Genomic DNA, 14239 nt, shown 5'->3' with positions numbered 1-14239 from the left:
TTGTTACAATAAAAACCTGATTAAAACATCAAGCAGGAGCCTGCATGTCACAAGATATGATTCTCGATACCCAACTCCAGCAGACCAAAAACCTGGCCTGGTGGTTGTACCTGATACATGGCGCCAGCTTTGTGTTTTCGTTGGGCGCATTTTCCTTCATTCCGCTCATCATCAATTATGTGAAGCGCGGCGAGGCGGCCGGGACCTTCGTGTACAGCCATCACAGCTGGATGATCCGTTCCTTCTGGTGGTATGTGGCCTGGATCGTCGTCGGCGCCATCCTGTGGATCACGCTGATCGGCATTCCGCTGGCGCTCGTCGTGTGGGGCGTGGCATGGCTGTGGAAAGCCTACCGTTTGCTGCGCGGCTTCCTCGACCTGCACAACAACACCCCTGTGCCCATGTAAAAGGTGCTTCGCGGCAAGCCAACGGTTTGCCGCTGCCTACATTGCTGCGAACGCCCGTTCGATATCGGCAATCAAGTCCTGCGGATCTTCCAGCCCCACGTTCAGGCGCACCAGCTGACCCGGCAATTGCCAGCCCTTGCGCATGGCGCCGATGCGGTACGGCATCACCAGGCTGTTTGCGCCGCCCCAGCTGTAGCCTATCTTGAACAACTGCAAGGCGTCGACGAAACGGTCAGTGTGTGCCTCCGTGTAGCGGGCATCGAACAGCACGGAAAACAGGCCGCCTGCGCCCGTGAAATCGCGCTGCCAGATGGCGTGACCCGGGCAATCGTCGAAGGCCGGATGCAGCACCGTGGCAATCTCGCCTCTAGCCTTGAGCCAGCTGGCCACCGCACGCGCACCCGCATCATGGGCGTCGAAGCGCAGCTTCATGGTCGGCAAGCCGCGCAGCACCAGATAGGCGTCATCGGCGCCCACGCCCATGCCCAGACGCATGTGCGCCAGCGCCAGGCGCTCGTGCAGCGCGCGCTCGCGCGTAATGAGCGCGCCCATCAGCACATCCGAGCCGCCTGACTGGTATTTCGTCAGCGCCTGCATGATGATGTCCACGCCCAGGTCAAAGCCGCGCAGCGCCAGGCCGGCCGACCAGGTGTTGTCCAAAGCGACGAGTACGCCGCGCGCGTGGGCGGCCGCGCAGATGGCGGGCAAGTCCGGCACTTCCATGGTCACGGAACCCGGTGCTTCCGTCCAGATCAGCTTGGTATTTTCCTGGATCAAGCCTGCGATGCCGGCGCCGATCTGCGGGTCGTAATAGCGGGCCGTGATGCCGAAGTCCTGCGCCAGCCAGCGTCCCAGTTCACGGTTCGGGTTGTAGATATTTTCCGGCAGCAAGACATCATCGCCCGTCTTCAGCAGGGCAAAGTCCGCCATGGCGATGGCCGCCAGTCCTGACGGCGCCAGCAGGCAGTGCTTGCCACCTTCGATTTCGGCCAGCCGCGCTTCCAGGGTGAACGTGGTGGGCGTGCCGTGCAAGCCGTAGGTGTAGGCATTCTTTTCTTTCCAGTCGCCCGAACGCATGGCGGCCACGTCCTTGAACAGCACGGTCGATGCGTGATGAATGGCGTTGGGAAACGCGGCAAAGCCTTGCGGCGCCTGGTAATCGCTGTGGATCAGCGCGGTTTGCGGAGATTTGATGATGGTCATGGCGGCGTCGGCAAATAAAAAGGCGGGCCAGCAATTGCTGGTCCGCCTTGATTGTAAGGGCTTATGCCCTTGCCTGCCGTACTGTTGTTACACCTGCTTACTCGGCAGCGCCCCACAGGTCGTGCGCATCGGCCGACGTGATGGTCACGTCGACGAATTGGCCGACGGCCAGCTTGCGGTGCGGCTCGAACGGCGGCTTCACATACACGACGCCATCGATTTCGGGCGCGTCGGCGGACGAGCGGCCCACGCCGCCGGAGCGGGTGACTTCATCGATCAGCACGCGCACGGTCTTGCCGACCTTGGCTTGCAGGCGTTTTTTCGAAATTTCTTCCTGCAGCAGCATCACGCGGCCGCGGCGCTCTTCGCGCAGCTCTTCCGGCACGGGGTTGGCGATGGCGTTGGCGGTCGCGCCTTCGACAGGCGAATAGGCGAAGCAGCCCAGGCGGTCGATCTGCGCTTCCTTGAGGAAGTCGAGCAAGTACTCGAATTCCTCTTCCGTTTCGCCAGGGAAACCGGCGATGAAGGTCGAGCGGATGGTCAGGTCCGGGTTGATGGCGCGCCAGGCCTGGATGCGGTCCAGGTTTTTCTCGCCGCTGGCCGGGCGCTTCATGCGTTTCAACACGTCAGGATGCGCATGCTGCATGGGAATATCGAGGTATGGCAGGATGTGGCCGCCGCTCATCATCGGGATGATCTGGTCCACGTGCGGGTATGGATACACATAGTGCAAGCGCACCCAGGCGCCGTAGGACTTGGCCAGTTCGCCCAGCGCTTCCGTCAGTTGCGTCATGTGCGTCTTCACGGGACGGCCATTCCAGAAGCCGGAACGGAATTTCACGTCCACGCCATACGCCGAGGTATCTTGCGAAATGACCAGCAATTCCTTGACGCCGGCCTTGAACAGGTTTTCCGCCTCGATCATCAGTTCGCCGATCGGACGCGACACCAGGTCGCCGCGCATCGATGGGATGATGCAGAAGCTGCAGCGGTGGTTGCAGCCTTCGGAGATTTTCAGGTAAGCATAATGCTTCGGCGTCAGCTTGACGCCTTGCGGCGGCACCAGATCAAGGAACGGTGCATGCGGTTTCGGCAGGTGCAAGTGGACGGAATCCATCACCTCGGCCAGCGCGTGCGGGCCCGTGACGGACAGCACTTTCGGGTGCACCTTCATGATGATGTCGTCGCCGGCAGCATCTTTCTTGGCGCCCAGGCAGCCGGTCACGATCACTTTACCGTTTTCAGCCAGCGCTTCGCCGATGGCGTCGAGCGACTCTTGCACGGCAGCATCGATAAATCCGCAGGTATTGACGATCACCAGATCGGCGCCAGCGTAGGATTTCGCCGTTTCGTAGCCTTCGGCGCGCAGTTGGGTCAGGATTTGTTCAGAGTCGACCAGCGCTTTCGGGCAGCCGAGCGAGACAAAGCCCACTTTCGGCGCCGCACCTGGCATGGCCTGCATGGCCTCTGGCTTGGCGGAAGGAACAGCAATACGGTGAATTTCAGACATAGTTGGCAGCTAGTAAAATGGTGAGGCGAATCGGCTATTGTACCCCGAGCCGCCCTTAGCTGTCAGTGGCGGTCTGGTTTTGCTGCGGGATATGCAACGGTGGGAGCCACGGGCGACCTGCCCTGAGCATATTCTTTCACGCATTCCATATCTGGCTGCAGCCCATACTTGACTAATTTACTTGTTATTTCATACACAGTCTCGCTATAATAAGATTTTATTGCACTGTGGAAATAAAATGTTCATCAAAAATTTCGTTGCCAACGTTTTTGCAGGAGCCGTCTCTGCGCTGATGCTCGGTGGCTGTGTCACAACGCATGTGCAGCGCCCTCTCAGCGTCGGCGTGCCCTCCGAAGGTACAGCCGTTACTGTCAGCATTACTGCCAACACTGATGAGGTGAACGGATTGGGCCAGATCACCTTGGGCCGCCTGAGTAGCGGAGACGCAGTATCGAGCCTGGTCCTGCAGCAATATATCCTGAACCAGGTTGCCAAGGATATGGCGCGCGACACGACTCTTTTCATGGGGACCCTGCCACCGGGGAAATACTACTTCAGTCAACTGGCCGACGCCGGCAAATCAAACCGCTACATCAAAATGGGCAGCGGCCTGGGCTTATTTACTGTGGAGGAAGGCAAGCCGGTCGATCTGGGACGCCTGATCGTCACGCCTCTTTATGGCGAGCGTGTACTGGTCGGCCGCAGCGTGCGGGTGCGAGACAACCGAACCCTGCTCGAACGCTATTCTCCCGAGCACCTGAAGCTGTTTGCACCCGAAAAGACAGTCAGCTGGTCCGGATCGCGCAGTGATACGGATCGCGCTGAGGAAGTCGCCATGGCCCGCCCCACCGGCGCCGAATGCGTGACGGAGCTACCAGACGGCAGCGTGGCGGCCGCAACCCGCATGGGCACAGTGCTGTGGCGCAGCCCTGAGGGAACATGGAAACAACTGGCCAGCGACAAAATAGAGACGCTGAACTGCGTGCAGCCGGTGCAAATGCCGGATGCAGACTTGCTGGCCTTCGGCGAGTTCGGCACCCTGCTGCGCCATGCGCCGGGACAGAACAAGCTTGAACCGATTGACACTGGCAACCTTCCCTATGGCAATCTGGTCGGACTGGCTGGCAATATGGACGCTGGCTGGTATGTCGCCGTCCAGCGTAACAATGAAGTCACGATTTATCATTCCGCCCGTCTCGAGCGCGGCGAGTGGAATCAGGTACGCAGTGAAAAGCTGGGGAAGTGGCTCCTGAACCAGGACACCTGGTTCTGGCTGCGCGATATCGGCACAGGCTTTGCCTACACGTCGACGAAAGGAACGCTGCACCTCTACGACTACGCCAGTGGCCAGTGGTCAGAGCGGGCAATGCCCGATCGCCGTGTGGATGCGATGCGCATCAGCGGCAGCGGCATGTGGAGCCTCATAACACAAGGTTACGGGCCATTTGCGATCACCTCCAGAGATGCTTTCGTTTCAGTGAATCAAGGTCAAACCTGGCAAGAGGTCACCGCTAGCCACATTCCGCTGGTTCAGCGTACCGATGGCACCCTGCTGCGTTTTGAAAGCAGTATGATGAGCGATACGACCTTACATGCCAGTAGCGACATGGGCAAAACGTGGACACTGGTGGATGCCAAACCGAAATCACGCGAGTTGACCCCGCTTAAATCGGGTGCGATTCTGGGAAAAATAATGCGCTGGAGCGTGCCGGCGCAATTTGAAATATCGAACGACGGCGGTAAAAGCTGGACTGCCGAAAGCATGAAGTGAAAGTTCTGACCGTCAGTCGACAATGCCATGCCCACCCGATGTGAACGATGACTACCAGACGGCATCCGTGCCGTCTGCCTGGATCGACTTGCAGAGCAAGAGCCGGATGGCGGACGCGCCTGAATATGTGGTGGAAGGCACGTCGATTGAAACCCTGATTGAGCAGATCTTTGGCAGTCAGGAAGTCAGCCATATCCACGTCCACAACGCCAGACGCGGTTGCTACGCTGTCCGGGTTGACCGGGCATAGGTAGCAATAGATTGCATGTGCGATTCTCAGGCTGCTGCATCGCTTATCATCAAATGCAGGCTATGAGCTTGCTCAGTCCGGTTCCAAAGCACGGCAGGAAGCAGCACCTGGGAATTCAATACGTAGCTTGGGCCAGGTACCTTGCCAATTCTTGCCACGCACGCGGCCTGCGTAGACCGATTGCTTCGCTGTCAGAAATCGCTCTGTCGGCCGGACCACCAGATCGAAAAGATCATGCAGGCCGAAAGGAGCCGCTATATCGATGTCTGCAAGGTCATTGAGTCGCACACCCACGGCAGTGGCGGTTTCCGGCCAGTATCTCATGGCATCGGAAGCGGTCAGGTAAGGCAGGTCCGCATTGCGTTCATGCATACGCGCCTGATTCTTTACCGACCAGCCCAGCGTGCCGTCCCGCGCTCTTAAACTCGACTCAAGCATGGCGTCATGCGCCTGTGTCGCCTTGCTTGGGTCGTACCAGATGACGTCGATATCGTGAGGCAGTGGCGAAGGCGAACGTTGGTGCAAATGATCCCAGACACAGCATCGCACAAATCCCGCAGCAACCCAGCAATCGGGCAGATCAAGTTCCCTGACAAGACGAAGGACATGCATACGCTCATTATCGGCTGCAATCATTGCCTGCAATTGTTCAAGCAGCGCCATATAGACTCCTCGTGGACCTGCAGTTGCATATCAAACGAACGCTGCGATGTCATCCTTGCCGGACAGCGTCTGCCCATCAAGGAAAAATGGTTGCACCATGCTCCGATCAAAACCCGGCACACCGAGGCGATATGGCGCCTGAATGCACAACGGCACAGGAACTCCTGTGCCGTTGTGCGACGTAAAAACCGGATCAGCTTATTTTTTGTCCGTCGGCGGCACCGGCGGAACGAAGGGGAAGGTGCCGAACAGATTCTTGCTCTGGCTCTGCATCTGTTCCTGCATCTGCACGAACAGGCTCTTGCTCTGGTCGATGTAGTTGTTCATCATGCCTTGCATCATCGGGCCCTGGACATTCATGAACTGGGTCCACATTTCCGGGCTGAATGGCTTGCCTTCGAAGCTGCCGGCCGACGTGCCAGTGAATTTGTGCTGGATATCGGTGAACGCTTGAACGTTCTTTTCCAGGTAGGATCCCATCATGCCCTGCATGGCATGGCCATAGTAGCGGATGATCTGCGACAACACGCTGCTCGAGAACATGGGCGCGCCGTTCGCTTCTTCTTCCAAAATGATTTGCAGCAAGATGCTACGCGTCAAATCTTCACTGGATTTGGCATCGACGACGGTAAACACTTCATTGTCCAGCACCAGCTGCTTGACGTCCGTCAAGGTGATGTAGGAACTGGTTTGCGTGTCGTACAGACGGCGGTTGGGATATTTTTTAATCAGGCGGTCTATACTTTTTTTTGCACTACTCATCACAAGTTCCACTTATTGCGCCGCAGCGCGTACTGAGTTAATCCGAAAAAAAAGCGAACGTGGGTCCGCTTTCGCACCTGCCTACTTTTTCCATTATAGAGTGGAAAATGGCTCCATTGCACATCAGGGTAGTAGATTCCCGCATTTATTGCAACGCAACTAAAAGTAGATTCCTGACAAGACCGATGATTACGCCGACCTTGTCAGGCAAAAACGCTTTGTGACTTAATCTGCCCTGACTTTAACATATCGCCCCGGCGCCGGCTCGATTGCCGCGTGGCGTTTGTTGCCTGGCTTGCCTGGCGCCTTCACCTGTGCGCCGCCGTGCTCGGCCAGGAAGGCCGCCCATTCGGGCCACCAGCTGCCCACGTGCTCGGTCGCGCCTTCCATCCATTGCTCGGCGCTCAAGGGCTTGGCTTTCGCCGTGCGTGGCTGGTCATTGCTCCAGTAACTGCGCTTTTTCTTCGAGGCCGGATTGATCACGCCGGCGATATGGCCCGAAGCACCGAGGATGAAACGGTTGGCTTTCGGTTTTTTCGGGTTCAGCAGGGCCGTGCTGGCGTAGGCCGCGCCCCAGGGCACGATATGGTCTTCGCGCGAACCATAGATGAAAGCGGGCGCGTCGATGCTGCTGAGGTCGACCTGCTCCCCGGCCACCGTCAGCTTGCCCGGCACTTTCAGGCTGTTTTCCAGGTAAGTGTTGCGCAGATACCAGCAGAACATCGGGCCCGGCAAGCCCGTGCCGTCGCCATTCCAGTACAGCAAGTCGAACGCAGGCGGCTCCTTGCCTTTCAGGTAATTCGACTGCACGTAGTTCCACACCAGGTCGTTCGGCCGCAGGCTGGAGAACGTGCTGCCCAGGTCGCGGCCCGACATCAGGCCACCCTTGGCCAGGCTCTGCTCGCGCAACGCCACTTGCGGCTCGTCAATGAAGACGTCGAGCGCGCCCGTGTCGCAAAAATCGAGGAAGGTGGTCAAGAGGGTCAGGCTGGCGGCCGGACTCTCACCGCGCGCCTTGAGCACCGCCAGCGCCGTCGAGACGATGGTGCCGCCCACGCAAAAGCCGAACATATTGAGCTTGTCCTGGCCGGAGATGTCCTGCGTCACCTGGATGGCTTCGATCACGCCTTGCTCGACGTAATCGTCCCACGTCAGGTGCTGCATGCTCATGTCCGGATTACGCCAGGACATGAGGAATACGGTATTGCCCTGCTCCACCGCATAGCGCACAAGCGAGTTTTCTGGCTGCAAGTCAAGGATATAGAATTTATTGATGCACGGCGGCACCATCAGCAGCGGCCGCTGGTGTACCGTGGCCGTCGTCGGCGTGTACTGGATCAGCTGGAACAAGGCGTTTTCAAACACCACCGTGCCCGGCGTGGTTGCCACGTTGCGACCCACTTCGAAGGCCGATTCGTCGGACTGCGAGATGCGGCCCTTTTGCATGTCGGTCAGCATATTGCTCAAGCCCTTGGTCAGGCTTTCGCCCTTGGTCTCGATCAGGGTTTGCTGGGCATCGGGATTGGTGGCAAGAAAATTGGCGGGTGACATGGCGTCGACGATTTGCTGCACGGCAAACGCAATCTTTTGCTTCTGGTGCGGCGTCGCTTCCACGGCATCGGCCATGGCGCTGAGAAACTCCGCATTCAGTAAATAGGCGGCCGCATTGAAGGCCGACAGGGGACTGGCGTGCCAGGCGGGCGCGGCGAAGCGGCGGTCTTTCAGCTCTGGCGTCTTGCCGGCCATAAAATCGGTCCACAAGCCCGTCAGCTTGGCCACGTAGGCATCTTTCAGCTGCTCGATCGCTTCCGGCTTGATGCTGGCGCCCGCATCCTGCAAAATGCCGGCAATCGGATTGCCCTGGGGCTGCGGTACCATGTTGAACCACGTTTTCCACTGCTCAGGATTGCTGATCTGCGCCATCCATTCCTTGGTCATCATTTGAGGATCGGGCATATTCATAAAATGTAAGTCCATTCAAGAATTAATAAATAATTACTTCCGGGCCACCTGCATGCAAACTTTTACTGACTGCCACTACGCATGATGCTCATGACCGCTGTTGCCTGGATCTATGTCGTCGGCCTCATGGCGCTAACGGAACCATCCATCGTCGCCGGGGTGATGACCTTCGTGCTGTACTGCGTCATCCCGCTGTCCATCCTATTCTATCTGACGGGCTCGCGGCGACGCAAACGCAAGGCGGCGCGCATCGCTGAACTGCAGGCGCGCGCGCTTGCCTCAACAGACGATAAAACAAAAACGGCAGACACATAAGTGTCTGCCGTGCAGATTATTTGCGCCAGATCAAGCTGGCCTGTCTTCCCGTGACGCCATCGCGCCGGTACGAGTAAAACTGCGTCGCATCACTGACGGTGCAGTACTCCCCGCCCGCCACTTGCGCCACGCCATCGCGCAGCAACATGGTGCGCGCCAGGGCATAGATGTCGGCCAGGTACTTGCCCGGCTTGCCAGCGATGGCGGCGAACGCAGCACTCAGCACTTGCCGCTCGGCAGCATCGCGCGCGCCGTCGCGAAACGCTTGCAGCACGTCCTGTCCCACTTCGAATTGCTGCGGACCAATGGCCGGCCCCAGCCAGGCGAGGATATCCGTCGCGCCCTGCGCCCGCATGTTTTCCACCGTGCGCTGCAAGACGCCGTTGGCCAGGCCGCGCCAGCCCGCGTGGGCCGCACCGACGACCATCCCATCTGTCGAACAGAACAATACCGGCAAGCAATCGGCCGTCATCACCACGCACACGGCACCCGCCTGCGTGGTGATGCTGGCATCGGCATCGGGCACGCAACCGTGCAGCTTGGCTGCGTCCGCCACGGCCACGCCATGCACCTGCGACAGCCAGGCGGGCTCGGATGGCAAGATGGCCGCCAGCCGCGCGCGGTTGGCGGCCACGTGCGCGGGCTCGTCGCCCACGTGCACGCCCAGGTTCAAGCCACCGCCGCCCTGCCCGTCACCGTAAGGTCCTTGGCTGACGCCGCCCGCGCGCACGGTCGCCAGCGCGCCCACGTTCGCGGGCAGGCCGGGCCAATGGGGAATAATGCAAGGCAACGGTGACGTCATCAGACCTGTTCCGGCTCGGGAATACCGGCTGTGGCGATCAGCTCGGCGAAATCATCGGCCAGCGGCACGATCCACTCGCACGCTTCCAGGGTGCCCGGATGCACGAGACCCAGGCGGCGCGCCTGCAATGCCTGGCGCGAGAAGACGGACACCAGGTGCTGCTTGCCGTACACGTAGTCGCCGACCAGCGCAAATCCCAGGTGCTGCATGTGCACGCGAATCTGGTGCGTGCGGCCTGTTTCCAGGCGGCATTGCATCAGGCTGACGGGACGGCGGTCGAGCTCGCCGCTGCCGATCAATTCATAGTGCGTAATAGCCGGCTTGGCCGTAAAGTTTTCGGACACGGCCATCTTGACCCGGTCGCGCGGGTGGCGCGCGATGGAGGCGTCGATGGTGCCCGCCATTTTCGGCGTGCCCCACACCAGCGCAAAATACTCGCGCTTGACGGTGCGCGCCTGCAACTGGCGCACCAGATCCGTTTGCGAAGCCAGGGTCTTGCCGACCACCATCAGGCCGCTGGTATCCTTGTCCAGGCGGTGCACGATACCGGCGCGTGGCACGCCAGCCAGTTGCGGACAGTGGTGCAGCAGGCCGTTGAGCAGGGTGCCGGACCAGTTGCCGGGGCCCGGATGCACGACCAGTCCGGCCGGTTTGTTGATCACGATGATATGCTCATCTTCGTGCACGATGTTCAATTCCATCGCTTCCGGCTTAAAAGCCTCGTCTTCCGGCGCGCTTTGCGGCAGAATGACGATCTTCTCGTCGCCATAGGCGGTCATGTTGCGTTTGGCAACTTTTCCATCGACGGTCACGAAACCGGCTTCCAGCCACAATTGCAAGCGGCTGCGCGAGTATTGCGGCACCAGCTTGGAAATCACTTTATCGAGGCGGTGGCCGCAGGCGTCCGGCGTCAGTTCCAATGTAATCGGGGCCATTTCCTCGAAGACGTCGTCGGCGGTAAAATCGCCGTCAAACGCCTCTTCGGGAGCATGGTCAGAAAGGGAGTCAAACACGGGGTCAGCCAAATTAGGCTTCGGAGTTAATATCACAGCATTCCCATCGGCTATAATCAGCCTATTGTAAAATCTTGGTTAAAACCTTCTTGCAAAACGTCATGCAAAAAAAATTATCGTTGGTAGTCGCTTCAGTCGTTCTGCTCGGCATGTCCGCTTGCAGCTTGTTGCCTGAAAAAGTGGATGAGACCAAAAACTGGTCCGTTACGAAATTATACTCGGAGGCGCGTGAAGAAATGGCCGGGCAGCACTATGAAGCTGCAATCGGCCTGTTCCAGAAGCTGGAGGCTAACTATCCTTTCGGCAACTATGCTCTGCAAGCGCAGATGGAGATCGCTTACGCGTATTATAAGTCGGGAGACCAGGCGCAGGCACTGGCTGCTGTCGAACGCTTCATCAAGTTGCATCCGAACCACGCCAATGTAGACTATATGTACTACTTGCGTGGCCTGATCAGCTTTAACGACCAGATCAGCTTCCTGAACTTCCTGTACGAGCAAGACCCGACCGAGCGCGACCCGAAAGCCACGCGCGAAGCGTTTGCGGCCTTCAAGCAACTGGTCGACAAGTTCCCAAATAGCAAGTACGCGCCCGATTCGCTGGCCCGCATGAACTATTTGATCGATGCAATGGCGAAATACGAAGTGCACGTGGCGCGTTATTACTACCGCCGCGGCGCCTACCTGGCCGCCGCCAACCGCGCGCAAACGACGGTCAAGGACTTTGCCGCTTCGCCCGCCATCGAAGAAGCGCTGTTCATCATGTACCGCTCGTATGACAAGCTGGGCTTGACCGACCTGCGCGACGACACCTTGCGCGTGCTGACCAAGAACTACCCGAACACGGCATTCCTCAGCCCGGAAGGGGTGAACAAGGAACGCAAGTGGTGGAAATTCTGGCAGTAAGATAAAAAAACCGGAGCTTGCTCCGGTTTTTTCTTGACCCAACGGCGAAAACTGAGGTCGGTCGCTGCGCGATCGCCATGCGTCCCACTGGGACGTATGGCCCCTGAGGGGACGACCCCCGCTTTTGCAGCTGGGGTGCTTTACTGATTCATTCGCGCCTACTCGCCAACCTTGCGTCGAAACACCCAGCTGGTATCGTTCGACGCTTCCGGCACATACGCGTAGCCGTCGACGTCGAACTGTTTCAGCTGCTGCGGATCGCGGATCTGATTGACAGCCGCATAGCGGGCCAGCATGCCGCGCGCGCGCTTGGCGTAGAACGAGATGATTTTATACTTGCCATTCTTCCAGTCCTCGAACACGGGCGCGATGACGGGCACGTCCAGCTGGCGCGGCTTGACGGATTTGAAATATTCTTCGGAAGCAAGATTAACCAGCACTTTCGCGCCCTGCTCTTTTGCCGTGCGGTTCAGGCCATTGGTGATGGTGTCGCCCCAGAACGCATACAAATCCTTGCCGCGCGCGGTCGACAGGCGCGTGCCCATTTCCAGGCGGTGCGGATGGATCAGGTCCAGCGGGCGCAGCAAGCCATACAGGCCCGAGAGGATGCGCACGCGCGACTGGGCATAGTCGAGCTGGGCCGGCTGCAGGCTGCGCGCCTCGAAACCGGCATACACGTCGCCATTGAAGGCCATGATGGCCTGGCGCGCTTCCGCCAGCTTCGGCGTCCAGGAGGCGTAGCGGGCGACGTTGAGGGCCGACAAGGCGTCTGAAATACCCATCAGGCTGCCCACTTCGGCGGGCGAGAACTCGCGCATGCGGGCTATCAGCTGGGCGGAATGGTCGAGAAAATCGGGGGTGCTGTGCAACGAGGTTGTTGGCGGCGTCTCCAGGTCGAGACTCTTGGCGGGCGAAAGCACGATCAACATAAATTATCACTACAGAATAGAATTGCCGACATGATACCTGCTCCACAAAAACTCGTCCTCGACACCAACGTTTGCCTCGACCTCTTTGTCTTCAACGACCCGCGCTGGACAGCTTTGCTGGCGGCCATGGAAAGCGGCGCCGTGCATGCGATCACGCGCGAAGATTGCCGCGCGGAATATCTGGTAGTGTTGCATTACAAACATCTGCCGCTCGATGAAGCCAGCCGCGCGGTTGCCGCCGCCCGCTTCGACGCCCACATTACGGTGGTGGCACCGCCCGTCTCCGGCGTGCGCCTGCCCGTTTGCACGGACAAGGATGACCAGAAATTCCTCGAACTGGCGCGCGACGCCAACGCCGACATCCTCATCACCAAGGACAAGGCGCTGCTGAAACTGGCCCGCAAGACGGCCAAGGCCGGCATGTTCAAGATCATGCTGCCGGAAGGCTGGGCCTTGCCAGGCTGAGCCATCGAGGCCTGCACGGATCGACACGCGCTGCGCTAGAATGGGACACGATTCCACTTTACGCACCGCGACCCTACCGTTCATGAACAGCCCGTCCCTGCCCCATCTGACTCCCACCCTGACCTCCCGTTTGCCTCTAGTGGGCACCACCGTGTTTACCCGCATGTCCAGCCTGGCGGCCCAGCATGGCGCCGTCAACCTGGGCCAGGGCTTTCCTGACTTCGATTGCGACCCGGCCCTGGTCGATCTCGTCAGCAACGCCATGCGCGCCGGCCACAACCAGTATCCGATGATGACGGGCGCCGCCCCATTGCGCGAAGCGATTGCCGCGAAGATCGCCAGCCTGTATGGCCACGACTACGATGCGGGCACGGAGATCACCGTCACGGCCGGCGCCACGCAGGCGCTCACCACGGCCATACTGTGCTGCGTGCATCCGGGCGACGAAGTCATCGTCATTGAACCGGCCTACGACAGCTATCTGCCCGCCATCGCGCTGGCCGGCGGCGTGCCCGTGCTGGTGGCGATGGAAGTGGGAGAGTCCGGCTACAGCGTGCCGTGGGACAAGCTGGCCGCTGCCGTCAGCACCAGGACGCGCTTGATCATCATCAATACGCCACATAATCCGACGGGCACCATCCTGCGCCCTGCCGACGTGGCGGCCCTGGCCGACATCGTGCGCGGCACGCAAATATTGATCTTGTCCGATGAAGTCTACGAACACATGGTGTACGACGGCGTGCGCCATGAGTCGCTCGCGCGCAACGGGGAACTGGCGGCGCGCAGCTTCATCGTTTCCAGCTTCGGCAAAACGTATCACGTGACGGGCTGGAAGGTGGGCTATGTGGCGGCACCTGCGGCCCTGACGGCGGAATTTCGCAAGGTGCACCAGTACAACGTGTTTACCGTCAACACGCCCATGCAGCACGGCCTGGCCGGCTACATGGCGGACCCGCAGCCCTGCCTGGACTTGCCCGCGTTTTACCAGCGCAAGCGCGATGTGTTCCGCGACGGCCTGGCGGACAGCCGCTTTACTCTGCTGCCGGCCGACGGCACGTATTTCCAGTGCGTGCGCTACGATGCCATTTCGCAAGAGACCGAAGCGCAGTTTGCCGAGTGGCTGACGGCCGAAATCAAGGTGGCCGCCATCCCTGTCTCGGCGTTTTACGCGCAGGGCAAGGAGTCGGGCATCGTGCGCTTCTGCTTTGCAAAAAAAGACGAGACCTTGCACCTGGCGCTGGAGCGTCTGCGCAGCATTTAACCGAGCACTGAGCATGGCTTC

15 protein-coding genes are annotated in these 14239 nt (G+C 59.5%); 7 read left to right on the top strand and 8 right to left on the bottom strand.

The window, feature by feature from the left end:
* The first annotated feature begins 44 nt into the window (after window positions 1-44).
* The gene (locus ACQ4WN_RS21235; protein ID WP_436553305.1) at window positions 45-407 is read left to right on the top strand and encodes a DUF4870 family protein; all 363 of its coding nucleotides are present in this window, start codon (window positions 45-47) and stop codon (window positions 405-407) included.
* Window positions 408-443: 36 nt separating this feature from the next.
* Here the strand turns inward: ACQ4WN_RS21235 and ACQ4WN_RS21230 are convergent, their stop codons facing one another.
* Together ACQ4WN_RS21230 and rimO are read right to left on the bottom strand one after the other, a co-directional pair.
* Entirely contained in the window at window positions 444-1610 is a 1167-nt protein-coding gene (locus ACQ4WN_RS21230; RefSeq protein WP_436553304.1) for a cystathionine beta-lyase, read from the bottom strand.
* A gap of 97 nt (window positions 1611-1707) precedes the next feature.
* Entirely contained in the window at window positions 1708-3063 is a 1356-nt protein-coding gene (rimO, locus tag ACQ4WN_RS21225; protein ID WP_133993417.1) for a 30S ribosomal protein S12 methylthiotransferase RimO, read from the bottom strand.
* Between the two features lie 295 nt (window positions 3064-3358).
* Between rimO and ACQ4WN_RS21220 the strand changes: the two genes are divergently transcribed.
* Window positions 3359-4891, top strand: a complete 1533-nt coding sequence (locus tag ACQ4WN_RS21220) for a beta propeller repeat protein (protein ID WP_436553303.1) — start codon at window positions 3359-3361, stop codon at window positions 4889-4891.
* 22 nt (window positions 4892-4913) lie between these two features.
* Complete coding sequence (locus ACQ4WN_RS21215; RefSeq protein ID WP_436553302.1) at window positions 4914-5141, top strand: DUF1203 domain-containing protein; 228 nt, start codon at window positions 4914-4916, stop codon at window positions 5139-5141.
* Window positions 5142-5213: 72 nt separating this feature from the next.
* On the opposite strand, the gene ACQ4WN_RS21210 is transcribed toward ACQ4WN_RS21215, so the two are convergent.
* From ACQ4WN_RS21210 to phaC, 3 genes are all read right to left on the bottom strand, one after another.
* Window positions 5214-5804, bottom strand: a complete 591-nt coding sequence (locus ACQ4WN_RS21210) for a nucleotidyltransferase family protein (protein ID WP_176384465.1) — start codon at window positions 5802-5804, stop codon at window positions 5214-5216.
* A gap of 198 nt (window positions 5805-6002) precedes the next feature.
* Complete coding sequence (gene phaR / locus ACQ4WN_RS21205) at window positions 6003-6566, bottom strand: polyhydroxyalkanoate synthesis repressor PhaR (RefSeq protein ID WP_071076767.1); 564 nt, start codon at window positions 6564-6566, stop codon at window positions 6003-6005.
* A 225-nt stretch (window positions 6567-6791) separates the two neighbouring features.
* Entirely contained in the window at window positions 6792-8507 is a 1716-nt protein-coding gene (gene phaC, locus ACQ4WN_RS21200) for a class I poly(R)-hydroxyalkanoic acid synthase (RefSeq protein ID WP_436553301.1), read from the bottom strand.
* A gap of 102 nt (window positions 8508-8609) precedes the next feature.
* Between phaC and ACQ4WN_RS21195 the strand changes: the two genes are divergently transcribed.
* Complete coding sequence (locus ACQ4WN_RS21195; RefSeq protein ID WP_436553300.1) at window positions 8610-8843, top strand: hypothetical protein; 234 nt, start codon at window positions 8610-8612, stop codon at window positions 8841-8843.
* A gap of 16 nt (window positions 8844-8859) precedes the next feature.
* Here the strand turns inward: ACQ4WN_RS21195 and pgeF are convergent, their stop codons facing one another.
* Together pgeF and ACQ4WN_RS21185 are read right to left on the bottom strand one after the other, a co-directional pair.
* Entirely contained in the window at window positions 8860-9645 is a 786-nt protein-coding gene (pgeF, locus tag ACQ4WN_RS21190; protein ID WP_436553299.1) for a peptidoglycan editing factor PgeF, read from the bottom strand.
* Complete coding sequence (locus ACQ4WN_RS21185; protein WP_436553298.1) at window positions 9645-10658, bottom strand: RluA family pseudouridine synthase; 1014 nt, start codon at window positions 10656-10658, stop codon at window positions 9645-9647. The genes pgeF and ACQ4WN_RS21185 overlap by 1 nt, the downstream gene beginning before the upstream one ends.
* A gap of 101 nt (window positions 10659-10759) precedes the next feature.
* Here ACQ4WN_RS21185 and ACQ4WN_RS21180 point away from each other — a divergent pair, with 101 nt between their 5' ends.
* Window positions 10760-11563 (top strand): outer membrane protein assembly factor BamD, encoded by an 804-nt coding sequence (locus tag ACQ4WN_RS21180; protein WP_070220227.1) that lies wholly within the window; start codon window positions 10760-10762, stop codon window positions 11561-11563.
* Between the two features lie 158 nt (window positions 11564-11721).
* On the opposite strand, the gene yaaA is transcribed toward ACQ4WN_RS21180, so the two are convergent.
* Window positions 11722-12492, bottom strand: coding sequence for a peroxide stress protein YaaA (gene yaaA / locus ACQ4WN_RS21175; protein ID WP_436553297.1), 771 nt, complete (start codon window positions 12490-12492; stop codon window positions 11722-11724).
* Window positions 12493-12522: 30 nt separating this feature from the next.
* Here yaaA and ACQ4WN_RS21170 point away from each other — a divergent pair, with 30 nt between their 5' ends.
* Both ACQ4WN_RS21170 and ACQ4WN_RS21165 read left to right on the top strand, forming a co-directional pair.
* Window positions 12523-12957 carry a putative toxin-antitoxin system toxin component, PIN family gene (locus tag ACQ4WN_RS21170; RefSeq protein ID WP_436553296.1) on the top strand — a complete coding sequence of 145 codons (435 nt, stop codon included), beginning with the start codon at window positions 12523-12525 and terminating at the stop codon, window positions 12955-12957.
* Between the two features lie 82 nt (window positions 12958-13039).
* Window positions 13040-14218, top strand: coding sequence for a pyridoxal phosphate-dependent aminotransferase (locus tag ACQ4WN_RS21165; RefSeq protein ID WP_436553295.1), 1179 nt, complete (start codon window positions 13040-13042; stop codon window positions 14216-14218).
* Window positions 14219-14239 lie beyond the last annotated feature (21 nt).

The organism is Janthinobacterium pasteuri (genome assembly GCF_051380775.1).
Classification (GTDB): Bacteria; Pseudomonadota; Gammaproteobacteria; order Burkholderiales; family Burkholderiaceae_D; genus Janthinobacterium.
Note: the sequence above shows the minus strand (reverse complement) of the source record. Positions and strands in the feature narration are given on the sequence as shown.